Consider the following 19,025-nt stretch of genomic DNA (forward strand, 5'->3'; position numbering starts at 1 on the left):
AACATGAAAAAGCTACTTGAAAATAAATGGATAAAAATAGCAGGGCTGATTCTTTTGGGAGCGGCCTTGGGTTGGTTGGTCAAGCCAAGCGGGGAAACTTCACAGGAAGCTGGGCATGATCATTTAGGATCTCTTACTGACCAATTATGGACTTGCTCCATGCATCCCCAAATCAAATTGAACGAGCCGGGAGACTGCCCAATTTGTGGAATGGATTTGATTCCAGTTGCTTCTAATTCATCTTCTGGAAATTCCAACCCATTAGCATTCGAAATGACTCCGGAAGCTGTCGCCATGGCTAATGTAAGCACGACTATAGTGGGAGGAACTGATGCAAAAGGTGACCTTTTTCTATCAGGTAAAATTCAGGCTGATGAGAGAGAAAATGCGGCGATAACTGCAAAGTTTCCTGGAAGGATTGAAAAACTGTATGTCACATTTACAGGAGAGCAGGTTAGAGTTGGGCAAAGGCTGGCAAGTATTTATTCACCGGAACTATTGACCGCTCAGCGGGAATTGATCGAGGCTGTAAAAACCAAATCCTCTTTTCCTGAATTATACCAAGCGGCAAAAGAAAAATTAAAGCTCTGGAAATTGAATGAAGCCCAAATCTCAGAAATAGAAAAGTCAGGTCTAGTCAAAGATAAAATTGATATCCTCGCTGAATTTAGTGGTGTAGTAACCCAAAGAAATATTGCTGTGGGAGACTATGTTTCCACAGGACAAGTTCTATTCAATGTGGTGGATCTATCCAGACTTTGGGTGCTAATGGATGCTTATGAATCAGATCTCCCATTTATCAAGGTTGGAAATGAAGTCAATTTCAATGTGGCAGGTATCCCAGGCGAAAATTTTAAAGCCAAAGTCACATACATTGATCCGATGATCGACCCTAATACAAGGGCTGCTTCAATCAGAGCGGAGGTTTTGAATCGTCAAAGCAATCTTAAACCGGAAATGTTTGTCACAGCTAGAATTCAAAGTACTCAAAAAGGAAGTCAAGCCAAGCTTTCAATTCCCCGTACGGCTGTACTTTGGTCGGGAAAAAGATCAGTTGTTTACCTCAAAGTGCCTAATTCAGATATTCCAACTTATGAAATGAGAGAAATCACCTTAGGTTCTCGGGTCGGAGATAATTATCAAATAGAATCCGGTTTACAAGCTGGAGAAGAAATCGTTACCAATGGTGTATTTGCCATTGATGCAGCAGCGCAGCTTTCTGGAAACTTCAGTATGATGAATCGACCAGAAAGCAGGTCTTTAGAAGTTTCTTCGGCCTTTCGAGATCAAATCACTCAAGTTGCTGATGCTTACTTTAAAGTTAAAAATGGCTTGGTCTCCGATCAATTGAACCAAAGCCAAAAAGACTTGACTGAGGTAAAAAAAGCAGTTTCTCAAGTAGATATGAAGCTTATAGAAGGTAAAGCCCATGATTCATGGATGAAAGTCCAGGCCCAGCTGAACGCGGCTGTTGGGAATATGGAAAAGGCCTCATCGATAGATGAAGCAAGGAAAGGCTTTTCCAACCTATCTGAAGCTGTATTGGAAATGACTGAATTATTCGGATTGAATAAAGAGGCTGTATATAAAGACTATTGTCCTATGGCATTTGGGAATCAGGGAGCTTTTTGGCTTTCTGAAAGAAAAGATATTACCAACCCCTACTTTGGAGCTTCCATGCTCACATGTGGCGAGGTCAAGCAAACCTACCTAAAAGGTCAAGCGGTTTTGGCCACTGAACAATCGAAAACTACAATTTCAACATCTCATAATCATTAAATTAAAACTCATGACAAAAACAGGTTTATTTTCCCTAGCACTGGCTTTTGCCCTAATTTCTTGTTCTGGCTCGAAAACTGAAGAGTCTCAAGATTCAAGTGAAATACAGGAAACTGAAGTAAGTCAAACGACTTCAGTATCTAATAATTCTGGAACTTCAGGAATTATTGATGCTTATTTAGCTGTAAAAGATGCACTTGTGGCAGATAATTCGTCAGATGCTGCTGAAAAAAGCAAAGCTCTAACAGAAGCATTAAAAGCTTATGATATTGCTTCTTCTCAGGGAGAAGACATTGAAGAATTGGAGAGAGTCCAAACTGAGGCTGCTCAATTTGCTTCCAATATTGCATCGGATGATATTGCTGTTCAGAGAGAAAGCTTCCAGGCATTAAGCGTATTGATGAAGGACTTTCTTAAAATTGCAGGTGCAGATAGAACCCTTTACCATCAATATTGCCCTATGTACAAAAACAACACCGGTGGAATGTGGTTAAGTGCCTCCTCAGATATCAAAAACCCGCTTTTTGGTAGTTCAATGCTAAATTGTGGAGCTGTGGAAGATACTTTAACAGTGAACTTATAATTTCAAGAGGCTGTCTCATAAATAACTCTAATGTCAGCCTGAGCGCCTGCCTGACGCAGGCAGGAAGTCGAAGGCAATTCCTATCAATGTGGCCTACATTTCGATCCCGTACAATTGTCGGGACGCTAAATGTGACAAATTGCACTTTTGAGACAGCCTCTTTTATTTCCTACCCAATATGATCCGATTAATTCTTTTCTCTTTAGCCTGCTTTCTTTATTCATTAGAGGCTTATTCCCAAACCCAAGTTTTGGAACCTTTAAAAGTATCTCAAATCCGAGGTGTCAATGTTTTTGGAAAACCGGTAGATAATCAAACTAGATGTGTGCATTGGCATTCTGAATTGGATGTGATTGCTATCAAGTTTAAGTGTTGCGAGAAGTACTACCCCTGCTTTTCCTGTCATGAAGAAGAGGCCGACCATACTCATCAAGTGTGGCCTAAAAAAGAGTTTGACCAAAAAGCCATCCTATGTGGTGTTTGTGGAACAGAGTTGAGTATCAAAGATTATATGAACTCCAACAATACCTGTCCAAATTGCCAGGCAGCTTTTAACCCTGGATGTAGCAAGCATTATCATTTGTATTTCGAAACACCTGAGAATAAATAGACCATATCTATTTAAATTTCAATATTTTAAACTAACCTGATTAATCTTTTTATGGAACATTCTAACCATCAACATCACCAGGAAAACCACCATGATCATCATGCCCACATGATCAAGGATTTTAAAATTAGGTTTTGGATCTCACTAATTCTGACGATTCCAATTCTTCTTTTTTCAGATATGATTCAAGATTGGTTGAGCTTCAACATCCAATTTGAAGGAAAAGATTATGTAATATTTGGGCTTGCCAGTATTCTTTTTTTTTATGGCGGTTGGCCATTTCTCAAGGGGCTAAAAGAAGAGTTGTCAGATAAAAATCCCGGAATGATGACTTTAATAGCCCTTGCTATTACAGTAGCATATTTTTACAGCTCCGCTGTGGCTTTTGGCTTAGAAGGGATGGGCTTTTTTTGGGAACTGGCCACACTAATTGTCATCATGCTCCTTGGGCATTGGATGGAAATGCGCTCAATTATGGGTGCTTCCAAAGCTTTGGAAAAATTGGCGGATTTAATGCCCAACGAGGCTCATTTGATTGTCGATGGAGAAACAAAAGATATCTCTGCGGGCGAATTAAAAAAAGGGGATTTGATTTTGGTGAAAGCTAATGAAAAGATTCCTGCTGACGGTACCATTGAAGAGGGTGAAAGTCATCTTGATGAAAGTATGTTGACGGGTGAAAGTAAGCCGGTAAAGCGAGAGAAAGGAGACGAGGTCATAGGTGGATCAATCAACGGTAAACAATCTCTCAAAATCAAGATCTCCAAAACTGGTGAAGACTCCTACCTGAATCAGGTAATCAATATGGTCAAGGAGGCGCAGCAAAGTAAATCCAAGACACAAAATTTAGCTAATGTCGCAGCTAAATGGCTGACATTCATATCTATTGGTGCTGGAATTATTACTTTATCAGTTTGGCTTATTTTAGGAAAGGATTTTGACTTTTCCCTAGGCAGGATGGTAACTGTTATGGTCATCGCATGTCCTCATGCTTTGGGATTAGCCATTCCGTTGGTTGTTTCTATTTCCACTTCCCTATCAGCAGAAAAAGGGCTTTTGATTCGAAATCGAACTGCCTTTGAAAATGCAAGAAAAGTAAGTGCTATTGTATTTGATAAAACAGGAACTCTTACTGAGGGGAAATTTGGAGTAACTCGAATTCATATTTCAGGAGAATGGAAAAAAGATCAAATTTTGAAAATTGCTGCCTCTTTGGAATCCAGTTCTGAGCATCCAATCGCTCAAGGAGTCCTAGAAAAAGCTAAAGAGGAAAATATCACATTAAAGGAAGTCTCCAACTTTGAATCCATAACAGGTAAGGGAATTCAAGGAGACATCGATGGTAAAACCTATCAAGTAGTCAGTCCAGGTTATTTGGAAGAAAACTCAATCTCAATACCTCAGGAGACAGATTCTGATGAAGCAGAAACAATTGTTTTTCTCTTAGAAGAAAAGAAACTTCTTGGTTTCATCGCATTGGCAGACAGCATTCGTAAAGAAAGTCATCAAGCTATAAAGACCCTAAGAGATAAGGGGATTAAACTATACATGGCAACTGGTGATAATGAAAAAACTGCAAAAGCGGTAATCGAACAGTTAAAATTGGATGGGTATTACAGCGAAGTGCTTCCGGATGAAAAAGTAAAAGTCATTGAAGAATTACAGAAAAAAGGTGAATTTGTCGCTATGACGGGTGATGGTGTCAATGACGCCCCTGCTTTGGCCAAAGCTAATATAGGAATTGCTGTAGGTTCAGGAACAGACGTCGCTGTAGAGACAGCTGATATTATTTTGGTCAACAGCAATCCTCAAGATATAGCCAAATTAATTCTCTTTGGAAAGGCAACTTATAACAAGATGATTCAAAATCTAGGATGGGCAGTCGGATATAATGCAATTGCCTTACCCCTTGCCACAGGATTTATTCCAGGCTTGATGATTCAACCTGCTGTTGGAGCCGCTTTGATGAGTTTAAGTACCATCATTTGCGCAGCGAACGCTCAACTATTACGAAGAAAAATATAACCAAACCCTACATATGAAAAACAGAATTCTATTATTCACCCTTTTCGCGGCAATTGCTTGCAGTCCAAAGTCCTCCGATTCAAATGGAGAAATGAATCATGAAGACCATGCAAATCATGAAGCTCCGGCCGAGAATGCTACTCCCTCCAAAAGCCCTAGGACTAATGCAATGGCCATGATTGATGGTAATCATGTCCATATTGATTATTCCTCCCCAAGTGTAAGAGGAAGACAAATATTTGGTGGATTAGTGGCTTACGGAGAAGTATGGGTCACAGGAGCACATAAAGCCACCTCAATTCAATTTGACAAGCCTGTCAGCATTAATGGCAAAGAAGTTCCAGCCGGGAAATACGGATTCTTTACCATTCCTGGAGAAAATGAATGGACCATCATTCTAAATGAAAAGTGGGATATGCACTTGGCTGATGAATATAGCCAAGAAAAAGACATTTTACGATTTACGGTCACTCCCAAAGAGCTCGATCAACCTGTTGAATCTTTGACCTATTTTGTTCAGGAAACAGCTCCTGGCATGGGAGAAATTACGGTTAGCTGGAGTACAACCCAAATCAAATTTGATTTCAAAAATAGTTAATCTTAAAAGCATTTATTGAGAGGCAACTTCTCTATTTCACCCACCTATGAGAAAAAACAATCAATACTTCGCCCGTAAAATCCATAGATTTTTAGGCGTATTTATAGGAATCCAGTTCCTATTGTGGACCATTAGTGGACTTTATTTCAGTTGGACTGATATTGATGAAATTCATGGTGATCATTTTCATCAGGAACATATGATGCATGAATCTCCAAGTAATTTGATCAACCCTTCAAGTCTGGACTCAACTTTACAAATCTCCTCTTTAGAACTTCGATTTGTCAATCATCAACCCTATTATTGGGTCAATGACAATGTCCTTTATCATGCTCAAAATGGCCTTAAAAAAGAGGAAATCACTGAAAAAGAAGCTCGGGAAATAGCTCAGATTTACATCAAAGGTAATCTTCAAATCAAGGAGGCTGAATATCTCACTGAGACAGGTTCACATCATGAATACCGAGGACGTCCTTTGCCTGCCTGGGCAATTCATTTTGAGCACCCTGAAAATTTAACAGCTTACATTGACGCTAAGAGCGGGAACTTTGAAAGAGTAAGACATAGAAGTTGGCGCTGGTTTGATTTCCTATGGATGTTTCATACCATGGATTATGCAGGCAGAGATGATTTCAATAATTTACTCTTAAGAGCATTTTCACTATTTGGTTTAGCTACAGTTTTTTCTGGCTTTACCTTGTTTTTTATGACCAGAAAAAAGAAGAAAAAACGAAGCTTGTTTTAAAACACAAAAGATGCTGTCTCATAAATCAGTTTAATGTCAGCCTGAGCGGAGTCGAAGGCCATTTTTATTGTAATTAAGCACATTTCGACTTCGCTCAATGTGACAAGTTTCACCTTTGAGACAGCATCTTATATTTAATCCAAAATGGTAAATCTTAATCCTAAAAACCCTCGAATTCCCTGATTGGGAGCAAACATATAAGTGGGGTCAAAGGTCAGCGCATTCGGATTATTTGGCGTTGGAATAACCGATCCATCTGATCCGAACTCAACTCCCCTATCAAAAGGGTCAAAGGCTCTGGCAATGCTATTGGCAGGCGGGGTAAAATTTAAGAGATTTTTAACTCCACCATAAACCTCCCATTTTTTGCCAATTGATTTAGTGAGTTGAATATTCTGTATACTCCACCAAGGAGAAAACTCAGGCCTGTCATCCAATTCCCCCAATAAGGGTAGGCGCATTGGACTATAGAGGTTTCCGGTATAGTCAATTTTCAAATACAGAGGATAAATGGTATAACCAATATTCCATACAGTTGAAAACCTCTCTGATAAAAGCTGCCTTGTGCTGATTCCTTCTTCTGTAAAAGTCACATCCATCAGCGTGGCTCCAACACTTCCTTCCAAGCCACTTGGCATTGCAAAATTAGAATTTAATGAAACTCCCTTTGAAACCGCATGACCATCCAAATTGGCATAAATGATTTGGTTTGGGTTGGTTTCGTAATCTGGAATGATCCTATTGGTGAAATTGGTATAGAATAGTGAAGCATCTAAACTGAGAAATGCCCCTTTGCTGCTGTAATATTTCTTGATGGCATTCGCATTGACATTCCAAGAACGTTCTGGCTGCAATTCCTCTTCAAACACCACTTCTCTGGCTCCGGTCAAAGCAGCATGATCTTCCGTAAATACATTAGCTACCCGAAAACCATTTCCAGCTGATAATCTAAAAACCATGGTCTGATCAGCAGATGAAATTTTATAATTCAGGCGAGGACTGAAAATGGCTCCATGAATGGAATTATAATCTGCTCTTGCCCCTAAGAGTAAACTTTGACTAGTAGTCAATTTGATCTCATCTTGAACAAATACTCCGGGTAAGTGAATGATTGAGGGTTGATTTAAGTCCAATTCTACCGAAGAGGTTGCTGGAGTATTATCATCGTATTTAGTATATCTATAAGCCAAACCGGAGAGCAATTGATGATTTCCTAAATTTTCAGCCCAAGTCAATTGTCCAAAAGCGATGGTTTGATCTGCGATGTAAATGACATCACCGTACACAGAGTTTTGATTATGCCCGTTTGCTGAAAATTGAAAATTCAACTTTTCACTGCCCGGAAGTTCATAATTCCCAAAAAGCTCCCAGCGACTGGTGTAAATACTCTCTCCGTAAATTTCATCTCCTCCGCGGTTAGCAGAAGTCCAATTCATCTGGCCACCCCATCTATCCTCATACAAATAGCGAAGCCCTAGATTCAGGGCTTTTTTACTAGCCCTATCCACAGTCATTTTTTGAAAAACCGATATCCGCTTTGCAAGGGTCAAATCCGTCATGCCATCTCCATTATTATCGATGGGATTATCATAATAAAAAGCATTAATTCCTGTCAAAGACTTTACGGACCTTCCCCACTTGGAACGAATACCTAGATCCAAATTATACTCTCCCCATCCAGTGCCAAAAGCATCTATTCCTACTTTGGGTGCTAAGTCAGGATTTTTAGTAATGATATTGATCAAGCCACCCACTGCCTCCGAACCATACAAGGTAGATGCAGGTCCTTTAACCACTTCAATTCGATCGATTAAAGACTGAGGGATTCCTGTCAGACCATAAACAGTTGACAAACCAGAGACAATAGGCATTCCATCAATCAATACCATAGTGTAGGGCCCCTCCAAACCATTAATATGGATGTCCCCTGTATTACAAATGTTACAATTGATTTGAGGTCTTACTCCGTTAATATTCTGTAAGGATTCAAATAAGGATGGGGTTGGATTGGCTTTAAAAAAGCCTTCCTTATAAACCTCTACAGGAACAGGGCTATTTAGCCTGGAGACTTCCTGTAAAGTTCCACTGACTACCACCTCATCCAAACTTGAATCCAAAGATTCCATTTCAACAATCATATCACCCTCGTATGGAACCTCTACCTCAGTGATATATCTTCTAAATCCTAAAAGGGAAACCTCGACTTTTAGCCGTCCTTTCTGTAATCCAAAAATCTGGAAATGCCCATCGGCTTCTGAAACTGCACCTTTCCCAGAATCGGGTAAAAATATAGTGGCAAACTCCACAGCCTTTCCCCCTGAAAGTACCCTACCCTTTAAGCTATGTTGCCCTTGGGCAGTACCATTCAAAAGATAACAAAATGAAAGAGTAAGCAGTAAGCGAGTGATCATAGTTTCTTGTAAATCAATAAGATTAAAGAGCTAACTATTTTAATTAGAATTACAAAATTACAATGTTAGAGTTATCTAACAAATTTATTCTATCAATTTTTTTCACATATTTGAGTACTCAAATTTTAATTATGGCCTCAACCACGGAAGAAAATTATCTCAAAGCCCTTTTTAATCTGTCGAATGAGCAAGGGGAAGTCAATATTTCTGACCTGGCGAACCAACTTCAGGTTAGCATGCCTACTGCCAACTCCATGGTCAAAAATTTGCAAAAGACCGGACTATGTCTTTACGAGAAATACAAACCAGTCATACTGACGTCTAAAGGGAAAAAAGAGGCTGCTTTGATTATCCGAAAGCACCGATTGACAGAAATGTTTCTAGTGACTAAAATGGGCTTTGGATGGGAAGAAGTACATGCCATCGCTGAACAGGTAGAACATATCCATGCACCGAAATTTTTTGAAAGGATGGATGAAATGATGGGATTTCCAACGGTGGATCCTCATGGATCTCCAATTCCTGATAAGCAAGGAAGAATTCAAGACTTAAGATTTAAAAACCTTTCAGAAGCTAAAGCGGGACAGGAAGTAATTTTAGCTGCTTTGGCAGATTCCAGCACAGAATTTTTGGAGTATCTCAATAGCCGAAACTTGACTTTGGGAACAGAGTTGAAGGTGGTTTCAAAAGAAGCTTTTGATCAAAGTATGGTCATCAGTTACGGAGATGTTGAAAAGGAAACTCTCAGTCAAAAAGTATGTGAAAAACTCTTGGTAAAAACCTTTGGGTCAGAAGAATAGAGTTTAATAGTCTTTGGTCCAACCCCTACCGGCTTTTTTCTCGGATCTGGCTTTTTTTTCCTTAATTCTCTTTTCTACTGCTGCTTTGGTGGGTTTGGTTGCTTTCCTGATTTTTCTTTTTTCAAATGCCTTTCTAAGCAAATCGTAAAACTTTTTTACTACTAATTCCTTATTCTGAATTTGAGAACGTTTTTCCTGACTTTGCAGCTGTAACTTACCCTCTAGATCTATCTTGTTTTTGAATTTTTGAGAAAGTTTTTCTTTTTCTTCCTCAGATAAAACGGTAGAGTTTTGTACATCAAAGTACAATTGAACTTTACTTTCAACTTTATTCACATGTTGACCTCCTGGACCTGAACTTCTGGCAGTCTGAAAGTCCAATTCCTTCAAAAATTCTCCCTCTGCAATTCTTTTTTCAAGTGATTTCATTTTGCCTTTTTAGATACCCGTAATCTCTCTGAACTTCACGCTTTGACGCTGACTTAAGTCAATTTCATGACCTGAGTTCAATTTGATCAACAAGGTACTGTTGAAGTAGGGTTCAATTTTCTGAATAAAATCCATATTAAATATGTACTGACGATTTGCCCGAAAGAATAGATCTGTAGGAAGTCTGGATTCCAAATAGCTTAAAGATTTATGTAAAAGTGGCTTTTGGTTTTCATAATGAACCCGCACATAATTCCCCACGCTTTCCAATAAAAATATTTTATATACCGGTACGAAATGACAAGAATCTCCATCCTTGATGAAAATCTTCTTTTCTGGAGAAAGCCTTTCTTCTGTACTCTCCACATCTGATTCTCTGGACAAAAAGCGATTGACAGCTTCTTTTAACCGTATGGGATTAAGGGGTTTCAGTAAATAATCCAAAGCGTTAATTTCAAAAGCTTTGATGGCGTATTGATCATAGGCTGTTACAAAAATGACAGAGTTTACCTCATCCAATTGCTCGAGAAACTGAAAGCCATCCATTCCAGGCATATTGATATCCAAGAAAATCAAGTCCGGTTTTAGTTCATTGCATTGAATAATTGCCTCCTGAACACGATCAGATTTACCGATTATTTCCAATTCCGGAAAAGGTTCAAGTAGTACCTGTAACTCCTCTAGAGCCAAATTTTCATCATCCACAAGGAAAACCCGCTTTTTCATGTTAATTGATTGGTAGATTGATAGTAGCCCGAACTTCATTGGAAGAGTTACTGTCGAGCATGAATTTTGAATTCTCCCCAAAAAGAGATTCTAATCTTTTTTGAACGTTTTGAAGGCCGATTCCCAAGTTGAAAGTATCATTCAACTGCCCTGAGTTTGTCACCTCGACAATTAAATTTTTTCCTCTTTTTTTGCTGGATACATGGATAGCCCCCCCATCCGGTAGCTTGGTGATCCCATGTTTAATCGCGTTTTCAGCTAAGGTTAAAACCATGGCCGGAGGCACTTTCAAATCCAAGGTTTCCTCTTCCAGCTGAATATGAACATCCAATCTTTTTCCAAATCGGATTTGCTCCAGCAAAAGATACTTTTCTACCTCCTTCATTTCATCATTCAAAGCTATTAAAGGAGCTTTCTCATAATTCAGAGAGAATCTCAGCAATTCCGAAAGCTTGATTATTGCATCTCTTGCCTTCTCCTGATCAATCAGAACCAAGGCCTTGATACTATTGAGAGAATTGAATAAAAAATGAGGATTCAATTGATTTTTCAAGAGTTCCAACTCAGAAGTTTTGGCCAAATTCTCCAGCAAAAGCTTTTGCTCGGTCACCTCTTGCGTGTGCTTCATGATATGGAAAAGATAATAGATAATCACCCAACCCATCACGTAGCGTCCCAAATTCATGAGTTGTCCAAAGTAGCTGATAATAAACTGAGAGTTAAGCCCCTCAAAATCAGAACTCATGATTAAAGGGAAATACAATAAAGCCGTCATGATGAATGTAATCCCAAAAACATCCACTAACCCTTTCACCCAGATTCTGGAAAGTTTCTTTTGAAATTGAGATTTAGGGATAAAATAGGTTTTGTAAAAATGAGATACAGTCAATCCTAGAAATGACATGATCAAAAACTGCATCACATATTCCCAAATAAACTCTCCGACAATAAAGAAGGTATAATTGATGGTTTCAATAAAAACAATGGAACTCCAGCCAAGCACCTGTAGAACCCAGTAAAGATGTTTTTCAGATATTTTTCCCTGAAATCCCACTGTTTTGAAATAGCAATTAATTAACTGGCGAAAGCGTATAGCCAGCTTCTTTCAAAAGATTCAAGACTCCTTTTTGACCAGCCAAATGGCCTGCCCCTACTGCAAAAAAGGTAGATTTTTCTCCCATTTTTTTCTCCATTTCCGGGATCCATTTTTCATTTCTTTGATCCAAAAGCACTTCTGAAAAATTACCGGTCATTGAATTTTCCCTGATGGTTTGATACAATTTATCCAAGTCTTGGGCAACGTAAGCTTCGACCATAGCCTGAAATTCATTTTTGGATTGATCAGTTGTCACCATTTTTCCAAGTTCTTCCAACTGAACATCCAGAGGAATCTGATCAAAAATACCCACTTGGAATGCCACATCTTCCAAACCTAGAGTTTCTTTACCCTGCTGCTGAGCCATCTGCATAAAATAGAACTCATAACTCTCCATTTGATCACAAGGCAATTGCTTCATCAGGACCATGGAAGTTAATACAAAGGGCTTGAGTATGCCCATTTGTGCCAATCCTGCCCCATAATTTTGAGTTAAAAACTCATCCAAAGCCTTGGATTGTTCCTCTTTCATTTCTCCTTGGATATTTTTCATTCCGGAATTGATAGATACTGCCTGCATCTTTTGCTGCAGTTCCGGATCATCCATATCCAATTCTAAAACCAACTGTTCAGTACCAGTGAAAGCATCCTTAATTTCCTCATTCATCAAAAATTGATCAGGACAAATCATGTGAATGGTACCAAATACAAAGGAATCTTTTTCTAATCCATTCCCGCTAATCTTCCAAAGAAGACTTTTCTCTGTTTGTGCTTGCAGTTGAAACACAAAACCTATGCAAAAAAGCAAGGTTAATCTTAAAATGCTACAATAGTTCTTTTTCATGATCTAATTGATTAATAAAACAAATATGAATATTGCCGAGCTTAAAAAAATACTTAATTCCTCCAATGCAGAAATTTAGCGATAAATGCAGTTTTCTTTTTTTTTATTTTTTTAGGTTATGCTTGCTTTCTTTTCAAAGAAAGCTTTATATTTAATCCTTAGTTTCTTGTTTTTAGGCCATTAAAGCTCTTCTGTTAAATATTTCAAATGAAATATTCGTAAATACGAATCTATTTTGTTAATTTGAAACAATAGCTTCAAACCTAATTTAACCTGTAAACGACCATGAAGAACAGAAGAGACTTTCTTATTAAATCCACTTTAGGAGCAGCTGGCTTAGCCTTAGCTCCTGCTTGGCTACAGGGAGCCCCCTCGATCATCAAAAATTACAATAAACCGGATAGTCAGATTAATGGAGTTCAGATTGGATGCATTACCTATTCATTCCGATCACTTCCTGACCAAAGTGCCGAAGCAACCCTGAGATATATAACAGACTCAGGTTTAAGTGCTGTTGAACTAATGGGAGATCCAGCAGAATCATTTGCAGGTATGCCTTCCCCAACATTTGACAGAATGAAAGCATGGCAATTGGGTGGAAGAGAAAGAAGAGGAGAAACTCTCTCAGACGATGAAAAGAATGAATTGGCAGAAATCAGAAAAGCTGCCGAGGCATATTCTCAGGAAGTTGCACAATGGAGAGCGAATGCCTCTATGAAGCCTTTCGAACAACTGCGAAAAATGTACAAAGAAGCTGGTGTGAGTATCTATGCTTTCAAACCAAGCGCCTTTGGAATGAATAATACGGATGCTGAAATCGCTTATGGAATGAAAGCAGCCAAAGCTCTCGGCGCCAGTCATGTAACCTTAGAACATCCCTCAAACGATGCCCATACCTTGAAATTGGGTAAAATAGGTGAACAGTTTGGTATGGCAGTTGCCTATCATGGACACGAGCAACAAACCTTTGACTTTTGGGATACAGCATTGACACAAAGCCCAAAAAATGCATTGAATTTAGACATGGGGCATTACATCGCTGCAGGGCACAAGGATTTGCTTCAATTGATCGAAAAACAGCATAAAAATATTCTCAGCATGCATACCAAAGATCGTCAGAAGCCTGAAAATGGCAAAGGAAACGTGGTATGGGGAAGTGGAGACACTCCTATAGGAGATGTACTCAAACTCATGCAAAAAAATAAATACAAGTTCCCAGCAACTATAGAACTGGAATATCAGGTACCGGAAGGATCTAATCCAGTAGCTGAAGTGCAAAAATGCCTGGAATTTTGTAGAAAGAGCCTGGCCTGATTAGGAAAGGATGCTTAACACGACCGCGGCGGGGAGAAATCTCTGCCGCTTATTTTTTGAATAAATGTCCAAGATTCTTCAGACGTACCAAAGCCTCTTCCAAGTCTGAATTTTCCTTGGCAAAGCAAAAGCGAATGATCTTGTCATCTTTTTGATTATGATAAAAAGAAGAAACAGGAATGCAGGCAACTTTCAACTCTTTGGTCATTTTCTCGGCTAATTCCCTGTCCCCTATTTTTGAAAGATGACCATATTTTGCAGTTTGGAAAAAACTGCCTTGAGTAGCTTGAAATTCAAGTCCGGTATTTTTCAAACCGCTTAAAAACAGATCCCGCTTTTCCTGATAAAAATCAGGAATAGACTCGTATCGTTCCGGTTTTTCCAGATATTCCGCAAGAGCATATTGTAAAAAAGTAACCGAGCTGAAAGTTACATATTGATGGATTTTCCGAAACTCTTCCGTTAGCTTTTCAGGAGCTATACAGTAGCCCAATTTCCATCCCGTTACATGAAATGTCTTCCCAAAGGATCCACACACAAAGGATTTTTGTCTCAATTCTGCATGCCCAACTAAGGACAGATGGGGTCGGCCATCAAATGTGATGTGTTCATAAACTTCATCACTGACCACATAAATATTCCTTTCTCTGACTAATTCGGCCAATTGATCCAAATCATTTTGAGTCCACACATATCCGCTTGGATTATGAGGACTATTGATGACAATCAATTTAGTCTTAAAGGTGATGGAGTTTTTCACCCTTTCCCAGTCCACCGAAAAATCACTTGAATTCAATGGAACCCGTATTGGAATACCTCCACTCAATAATATAGCTGGCTCATAACTATCATAAGCAGGTTCAAGGATAATTGCCTCATCACCAGGATGAATCATCGCAGTAATTGAAGAAAAAATTGCTTCGGTCGCCCCTGAAACAATGCTAACCTCTGTTTCAGGATTCACCTTGGCATTATAGCACCTTAGCGTTTTTTCCGCCATTTTTTCCCTTAAAGAAGGAATCCCACTCATGGGTGCATATTGATTATATCCGGCTTTGGTATACTTGGCCACCATATCCAATAATTCGGGATCGGCACCAAAGCCCGGAAAGCCTTGGGATAAATTAATTGCTCCTTCCTCCTGAGCCATTTTAGACATGATTGTAAAAATAGTCGTCCCTATGTGGGGCAATTTTGAGCGCATAGTTCTAAAATTTTGACTCATACAAGTAATCAATTTTAATTTGAAAAAAGGAGAATTTAACCTTATTTCCTTTACCTAGATTCGGAGTGAAAGCTGAAAAAGCTAAATCAATTATTATCTTGATAAGAAAAAGAATGCTCAATTTTGAAAGTCGGCTAGGTAAATTTGATTTTAATCATTGGCACTATCATTTTCCGGTTCCAGATGAAATTGCCGCGCAAATGATGGATAAAAATCACAGAAGAGTGTTGGTTAAGATAAATGGAAGCCAACCTTTTCATATGGCCTTGATGAAAGCAAAAGAATGCTGGTATATCCTTATCAATCAAGAGCTTCGCAAAAAACTTGATTTGGATGAAAACAAAAAGGCAACTATCCAAATCGAGCGGGACTTGAGTGAATATGGACACGAAGTTCCTGAGGAATTTTTGGTATTGATGGATCAGGATGAAGAAGGCATTGCTTTCTTTAAATCCCTTACTCCCGGGAAACAAAGATCACTGATTTACTTGGTGACTAAAGTTAAAAACCCGGAAAGTAGAATGAAAAAATCCCTTGCAATTATGCATCATCTGAAATTAGCCAAAGGGCAATTGGATTTTAAGCAATTAAACGAGTGGATCAAATATTATAATAATATTTAATTTCATGGCAGAAAAGGCAAAAAATAAGGTATTCATTGCTACAAGCATGGATGGCTTTATTGCGGATAAAAACGGCGGAATAGACTTTTTGGAATCAGTTCCGGAACTCAACACAGTCGATTCCGGCTACGCAGCTTTCATGCAAAGCGTGGATGCACTTGTGATGGGAAGGCATACTTTTGAAACAGTATTGGGTTTTGACATTCCTTGGCCATACGAAAAGCCTGTTTATGTCATGAGTACCACGCTCAAACAAATTCCAAAAGAGCTCCAAGACAAAGTTTTTCTGGTCCAAGGAATTTTGAAGGATGTGCTGAAGGATATTCATGCGAATGGTCACTTCAGTTTATACATCGATGGGGGTAAAACTATTCAAAGTTTTCTCAAAGAAGACCTAATCGATGAAATAATAATAACCCAAATTCCTGTGATTTTGGGAGGAGGGATCTCATTATTCGGATCTCTTGATCAAGCGCTAAAATTCCAATGTATCTCCAGCCAAATTTTCGTAGAAAAAGTACCCCAGCTACATTATATTCGGTCACATGAAAAATAAAAAAGAGGGCCAAAACCCTCTTTTGTTGATCAATGCTTTACTTCTTATCCAAACCCATTTTAGCCTTTCTTGTCTGACGATTGGCCTCTTTTTTGGGTCTGCTTGCTCCGAAAGTTCCACGATTGATTTTTCCTCGTCTAGATTTCAAATCTCCTTTTCCCATAATTTTCAGGTTTAAGTTAAAAGATACTCAAAGTTAAAAAACAGCTCTTAGGATGTCAATTTGAGGATAAATGAATCTTTTCCTGTTTTCTTTCTTAATTTAGAATATGGAAAAAGCCAAAATTCAGATCAACTGTGATTTAGGTGAAGGAGTAAAAAATGAAGCCCAAATCATTCCCTTGATAGATGCGGCCAGCATAGCTTGTGGAGGACATTTTGGGGACCAGAGTACCATTGCCCACACACTTTCTCTTTGTGAAAAATTCGGGAAAGCAGCAGGTGCCCATCCTTCCTATCCAGATCTGGAAAATTTCGGCAGAAAGTCCATGGATATTTCTGATGAATATCTAATCGATTCCTTGGCTAGTCAGTTGGAATTATTCGAATCCGTAAGGCAAAATACCCGACTTGAATTGAATCATATCAAGTTTCATGGAGCTTTGTATAATGATGCAGCAAAAGATTCCAGATTAGCGGAAGTACTTTGCCACTTTTTGATCGAAAACCTTCCTGAAACCACCGTCTTTGTTCCACCGGGTTCAGAGATGGAAAAGGTAGCAAAATTGGCTGGACTGGCTATCAAAAGAGAAATTTTCGGCGACCGTACTTATGGGGAAGATCTAAAATTAAGGCCTAGATCAGAGGCAGACTCTCTTTTAACAAAGTATGATTCTGTTGAAAAACACTTAGAACCCATATTGAACTCAGGCAAAATCCAAACGGTCAATGGAACCATGATTTCGGTTCCTGCTGATACCCTTTGTTTTCACGGAGATAACCCCGGATTATTGAATTTTTTACCGAAAATCAGGAAGAAATGGTGGAATTGACTCCTTCAGTTTTTCAAATTGGTCCACAATACACCGAAATAAATTGGTCCGAACCAGTAAGTGATTCACTTTTAATTAAGAGATTATCATTAGAAAAATCCCTGCTAAAAGATCTGGGAAATGAAATAGATGATTTGAGAGTGGCCTATCAATCAATTGTCGTTAAGTGGAAAAATCAATTTCCCAAAGATCAGTTTCAAAAGCTGATTAAAATTACCTCCGCTCAAACAGCTACTCTTTCAGATACGGTTTGGAAAATTCCCGTATGTTATGGAGGACAATTCGGGAAAGACCTTCTCAATTTGGCTTCAGAAAAAAAAATGTCAGAGGAGGAAATTGTTCAACTGCATAGCCAAGCCAATTATAGGATTTTCTTCTATGGTTTTTTACCTGGGTTTATGTATCTATCCGGTTTAGACCCCATACTTTCTACTCCCAGAAAATCCATACCAGACCGTAGCATTCCTTCAGGCTCTGTGGCCATTGGAGGAGATCAAACGGGTGTTTATCCTCTGGAGTCCCCCGGTGGCTGGCATATCATTGGAAGGAGTCCTATTCCTTTTTTTACTCCCTCTTCTACCCCACCAGTTTGGGGAAAAGCAGGTGACCTGATTCAGTTTACTCCTATTTCTGAATCAGAATATGAGCGCTTGAGGCGAAATCCAAAACTCCCAGAACAGCTATGATCAAGGATATAGCTAATTTGACCGTAATTCAAACTGGACCCGGAACAAAAATCAGGGATTTAGGAAGAGGAGGATTCACCCAATTTGGAGTACCACTATCAGGTCCGGGAGATTTAGAGGCCTTTCTATGGAATAATCATTTATTAAAAAATTCACCTGGTGACGCCCAACTGGAAATCCAACAACCCGGATTGAAATTACAGTTTGAGCAAGCCTGTCAAATTTGTATTTCAGGTGCTTCATCTACCATCAAGCTCAATGGGAAAAATATAGCCTGTACCGGAGTTATAGAGATTCAAGAAGGTGATCTTTTAGAAATAGGAAAATTTCTGCGCGGTTCTTTAATTTATTTGGGAATTCGGGGTGGATTTCAAACCCAAGAGATCTTAGGTTCCAGAAGTCAACTAAACGGCATCACAGATGCTGCATCTATTACAAAAGGAGCGAAAATCCCATTTTTCACCAACCTCTCAAACCCTGTAAAAACTACTTTTTCACATCCTAAATGGGATAATAGCTATTTGGAAAAAGAAGAAATCAGGGTTTATTCTGGTCCGGAGTGGTACTTGTTGGATCCCAACGCACAAAAGATGCTTCTATCCAGGGTTTTCCATATTTCGAGTATGAAAAATACGATGGCAATCCAACTCGAGGAATTGATCCCTAATCAAATCTCAGATATCCTGACAGCGCCTGTATTTCCGGGAACTATTCAATTGACTTCGGGTGGAAAACTATTGGTATTGCAGCAAGATGCACAAGTAACTGGAGGCTATCCAAGAGTTTTACAAATTGATGAAAAGGACCTGAGAGTTATAGCTCAAAAGGCTCCAGGTCAAAAAATTTGTTTCCAGCTAGTTTCCGAAGTTTAAATTTTGAGCCAACCTGGAAAAAAATCAACATCACTTCTTAATAAATTCCTCTTGAAATTTGAGTGATGCCCTCCGACCTGTTAAATTACAGTTTTTACCATTAACCCTAAG

The 19,025-nt window shown here is 38.9% G+C and carries 20 protein-coding genes; 13 read left to right on the forward strand and 7 right to left on the reverse strand.

The genetic code is table 11. From position 1 onward, the window contains the following. Window positions 1-3 precede the first annotated feature (3 nt). From FL972_RS01600 to FL972_RS01625, 6 genes are all read left to right on the forward strand, one after another. The gene (locus FL972_RS01600; protein WP_144602676.1) at window positions 4-1,779 is read left to right on the forward strand and encodes an efflux RND transporter periplasmic adaptor subunit; all 1,776 of its coding nucleotides are present in this window, start codon (window positions 4-6) and stop codon (window positions 1,777-1,779) included. Window positions 1,780-1,789: 10 nt separating this feature from the next. Continuing rightward, window positions 1,790-2,362: a DUF3347 domain-containing protein gene (locus FL972_RS01605; protein WP_144602679.1), complete on the forward strand. Its 573-nt coding sequence runs from the start codon at window positions 1,790-1,792 to the stop codon at window positions 2,360-2,362. A gap of 178 nt (window positions 2,363-2,540) precedes the next feature. Further along, window positions 2,541-2,972, forward strand: coding sequence for a CHY zinc finger protein (locus FL972_RS01610; RefSeq protein WP_144602682.1), 432 nt, complete (start codon window positions 2,541-2,543; stop codon window positions 2,970-2,972). A gap of 51 nt (window positions 2,973-3,023) precedes the next feature. Continuing rightward, the gene (locus tag FL972_RS01615; protein WP_144602684.1) at window positions 3,024-4,997 is read left to right on the forward strand and encodes a copper-translocating P-type ATPase; all 1,974 of its coding nucleotides are present in this window, start codon (window positions 3,024-3,026) and stop codon (window positions 4,995-4,997) included. A gap of 13 nt (window positions 4,998-5,010) precedes the next feature. After that, window positions 5,011-5,595 carry a DUF2911 domain-containing protein gene (locus FL972_RS01620; protein WP_144602687.1) on the forward strand — a complete coding sequence of 195 codons (585 nt, stop codon included), beginning with the start codon at window positions 5,011-5,013 and terminating at the stop codon, window positions 5,593-5,595. Window positions 5,596-5,641: 46 nt separating this feature from the next. Beyond that, entirely contained in the window at window positions 5,642-6,340 is a 699-nt protein-coding gene (locus tag FL972_RS01625) for a PepSY domain-containing protein (RefSeq protein ID WP_144602689.1), read from the forward strand. Window positions 6,341-6,474: 134 nt separating this feature from the next. On the opposite strand, the gene FL972_RS01630 is transcribed toward FL972_RS01625, so the two are convergent. Next, entirely contained in the window at window positions 6,475-8,751 is a 2,277-nt protein-coding gene (locus FL972_RS01630; protein ID WP_144602691.1) for a TonB-dependent receptor, read from the reverse strand. A 131-nt stretch (window positions 8,752-8,882) separates the two neighbouring features. Between FL972_RS01630 and FL972_RS01635 the strand changes: the two genes are divergently transcribed. Then, entirely contained in the window at window positions 8,883-9,551 is a 669-nt protein-coding gene (locus tag FL972_RS01635) for a metal-dependent transcriptional regulator (protein WP_144602694.1), read from the forward strand. Window positions 9,552-9,554: 3 nt separating this feature from the next. Here FL972_RS01635 and arfB read toward each other — a convergent pair whose 3' ends face one another. From arfB to FL972_RS01655, 4 genes are read right to left on the reverse strand one after another with little or no spacing between them, the layout of a single operon-like run. Next, window positions 9,555-9,980, reverse strand: a complete 426-nt coding sequence (arfB, locus tag FL972_RS01640) for an alternative ribosome rescue aminoacyl-tRNA hydrolase ArfB (RefSeq protein ID WP_144602697.1) — start codon at window positions 9,978-9,980, stop codon at window positions 9,555-9,557. A gap of 9 nt (window positions 9,981-9,989) precedes the next feature. Beyond that, window positions 9,990-10,706, reverse strand: a complete 717-nt coding sequence (locus tag FL972_RS01645; RefSeq protein WP_144602699.1) for a LytR/AlgR family response regulator transcription factor — start codon at window positions 10,704-10,706, stop codon at window positions 9,990-9,992. Between the two features lies 1 nt (window position 10,707). Continuing rightward, window positions 10,708-11,760, reverse strand: coding sequence for a sensor histidine kinase (locus FL972_RS01650; RefSeq protein WP_144602701.1), 1,053 nt, complete (start codon window positions 11,758-11,760; stop codon window positions 10,708-10,710). Window positions 11,761-11,776: 16 nt separating this feature from the next. Next, window positions 11,777-12,646 (reverse strand): TraB/GumN family protein, encoded by an 870-nt coding sequence (locus FL972_RS01655; RefSeq protein WP_144602703.1) that lies wholly within the window; start codon window positions 12,644-12,646, stop codon window positions 11,777-11,779. A 285-nt stretch (window positions 12,647-12,931) separates the two neighbouring features. Between FL972_RS01655 and FL972_RS01660 the strand changes: the two genes are divergently transcribed. Continuing rightward, window positions 12,932-13,960 carry a sugar phosphate isomerase/epimerase family protein gene (locus FL972_RS01660; RefSeq protein ID WP_144602705.1) on the forward strand — a complete coding sequence of 343 codons (1,029 nt, stop codon included), beginning with the start codon at window positions 12,932-12,934 and terminating at the stop codon, window positions 13,958-13,960. Between the two features lie 49 nt (window positions 13,961-14,009). Here the strand turns inward: FL972_RS01660 and FL972_RS01665 are convergent, their stop codons facing one another. After that, a complete protein-coding gene (locus FL972_RS01665; RefSeq protein ID WP_144602708.1) occupies window positions 14,010-15,185 on the reverse strand; it encodes a methionine aminotransferase in 1,176 nt (391 codons plus the stop codon). Window positions 15,186-15,283: 98 nt separating this feature from the next. Between FL972_RS01665 and FL972_RS01670 the strand changes: the two genes are divergently transcribed. Continuing rightward, window positions 15,284-15,808, forward strand: a complete 525-nt coding sequence (locus FL972_RS01670; RefSeq protein ID WP_250161257.1) for a YdeI/OmpD-associated family protein — start codon at window positions 15,284-15,286, stop codon at window positions 15,806-15,808. Window positions 15,809-15,812: 4 nt separating this feature from the next. After that, window positions 15,813-16,364, forward strand: a complete 552-nt coding sequence (locus FL972_RS01675) for a dihydrofolate reductase family protein (RefSeq protein WP_144602710.1) — start codon at window positions 15,813-15,815, stop codon at window positions 16,362-16,364. Window positions 16,365-16,401: 37 nt separating this feature from the next. Here the strand turns inward: FL972_RS01675 and FL972_RS01680 are convergent, their stop codons facing one another. Beyond that, window positions 16,402-16,527, reverse strand: coding sequence for a 30S ribosomal protein THX (locus FL972_RS01680; RefSeq protein ID WP_091649988.1), 126 nt, complete (start codon window positions 16,525-16,527; stop codon window positions 16,402-16,404). 106 nt (window positions 16,528-16,633) lie between these two features. Here FL972_RS01680 and FL972_RS01685 point away from each other — a divergent pair, with 106 nt between their 5' ends. Genes FL972_RS01685 through FL972_RS01695 form a run of 3 tightly spaced genes read left to right on the forward strand, consistent with a single transcriptional unit; the run spans window position 16,634 to window position 18,914 of the window. Beyond that, window positions 16,634-17,356, forward strand: a complete 723-nt coding sequence (locus FL972_RS01685) for a LamB/YcsF family protein (protein ID WP_144602712.1) — start codon at window positions 16,634-16,636, stop codon at window positions 17,354-17,356. Then, window positions 17,344-18,042, forward strand: coding sequence for a 5-oxoprolinase subunit PxpB (pxpB, locus tag FL972_RS01690; protein ID WP_144602715.1), 699 nt, complete (start codon window positions 17,344-17,346; stop codon window positions 18,040-18,042). The genes FL972_RS01685 and pxpB overlap by 13 nt, the downstream gene beginning before the upstream one ends. Further along, window positions 18,039-18,914 carry a 5-oxoprolinase subunit C family protein gene (locus FL972_RS01695; protein WP_144602717.1) on the forward strand — a complete coding sequence of 292 codons (876 nt, stop codon included), beginning with the start codon at window positions 18,039-18,041 and terminating at the stop codon, window positions 18,912-18,914. Before pxpB ends, FL972_RS01695 begins: the two co-directional genes overlap by 4 nt. The last annotated feature ends 111 nt before the right edge of the window (window positions 18,915-19,025 follow it).

This window comes from Algoriphagus algorifonticola (assembly GCF_007655305.1).
Classification (GTDB): domain Bacteria; phylum Bacteroidota; class Bacteroidia; order Cytophagales; family Cyclobacteriaceae; genus Algoriphagus; species Algoriphagus algorifonticola.

Excerpts from the sequence above, each read along its gene's own strand:
- FL972_RS01600 (WP_144602676.1), top strand. The coding sequence starts at position 4 with ATGAAAAAGCTACTTGAAAATAAATGGATAAAAATAGCAGGGCTGATT.
- FL972_RS01605 (WP_144602679.1), top strand. The coding sequence starts at position 1,790 with ATGACAAAAACAGGTTTATTTTCCCTAGCACTGGCTTTTGCCCTAATT.
- FL972_RS01610 (WP_144602682.1), top strand. The coding sequence starts at position 2,541 with ATGATCCGATTAATTCTTTTCTCTTTAGCCTGCTTTCTTTATTCATTA.
- FL972_RS01615 (WP_144602684.1), top strand. The coding sequence starts at position 3,024 with ATGGAACATTCTAACCATCAACATCACCAGGAAAACCACCATGATCAT.
- FL972_RS01620 (WP_144602687.1), top strand. The coding sequence starts at position 5,011 with ATGAAAAACAGAATTCTATTATTCACCCTTTTCGCGGCAATTGCTTGC.
- FL972_RS01625 (WP_144602689.1), top strand. The coding sequence starts at position 5,642 with ATGAGAAAAAACAATCAATACTTCGCCCGTAAAATCCATAGATTTTTA.
- FL972_RS01630 (WP_144602691.1), bottom strand. The coding sequence starts at position 8,751 with ATGATCACTCGCTTACTGCTTACTCTTTCATTTTGTTATCTTTTGAAT.
- FL972_RS01635 (WP_144602694.1), top strand. The coding sequence starts at position 8,883 with ATGGCCTCAACCACGGAAGAAAATTATCTCAAAGCCCTTTTTAATCTG.
- arfB (WP_144602697.1), bottom strand. The coding sequence starts at position 9,980 with ATGAAATCACTTGAAAAAAGAATTGCAGAGGGAGAATTTTTGAAGGAA.
- FL972_RS01645 (WP_144602699.1), bottom strand. The coding sequence starts at position 10,706 with ATGAAAAAGCGGGTTTTCCTTGTGGATGATGAAAATTTGGCTCTAGAG.
- FL972_RS01655 (WP_144602703.1), bottom strand. The coding sequence starts at position 12,646 with ATGAAAAAGAACTATTGTAGCATTTTAAGATTAACCTTGCTTTTTTGC.
- FL972_RS01660 (WP_144602705.1), top strand. The coding sequence starts at position 12,932 with ATGAAGAACAGAAGAGACTTTCTTATTAAATCCACTTTAGGAGCAGCT.
- FL972_RS01665 (WP_144602708.1), bottom strand. The coding sequence starts at position 15,185 with ATGAGTCAAAATTTTAGAACTATGCGCTCAAAATTGCCCCACATAGGG.
- FL972_RS01675 (WP_144602710.1), top strand. The coding sequence starts at position 15,813 with ATGGCAGAAAAGGCAAAAAATAAGGTATTCATTGCTACAAGCATGGAT.
- FL972_RS01680 (WP_091649988.1), bottom strand. The coding sequence starts at position 16,527 with ATGGGAAAAGGAGATTTGAAATCTAGACGAGGAAAAATCAATCGTGGA.
- FL972_RS01685 (WP_144602712.1), top strand. The coding sequence starts at position 16,634 with ATGGAAAAAGCCAAAATTCAGATCAACTGTGATTTAGGTGAAGGAGTA.
- pxpB (WP_144602715.1), top strand. The coding sequence starts at position 17,344 with ATGGTGGAATTGACTCCTTCAGTTTTTCAAATTGGTCCACAATACACC.
- FL972_RS01695 (WP_144602717.1), top strand. The coding sequence starts at position 18,039 with ATGATCAAGGATATAGCTAATTTGACCGTAATTCAAACTGGACCCGGA.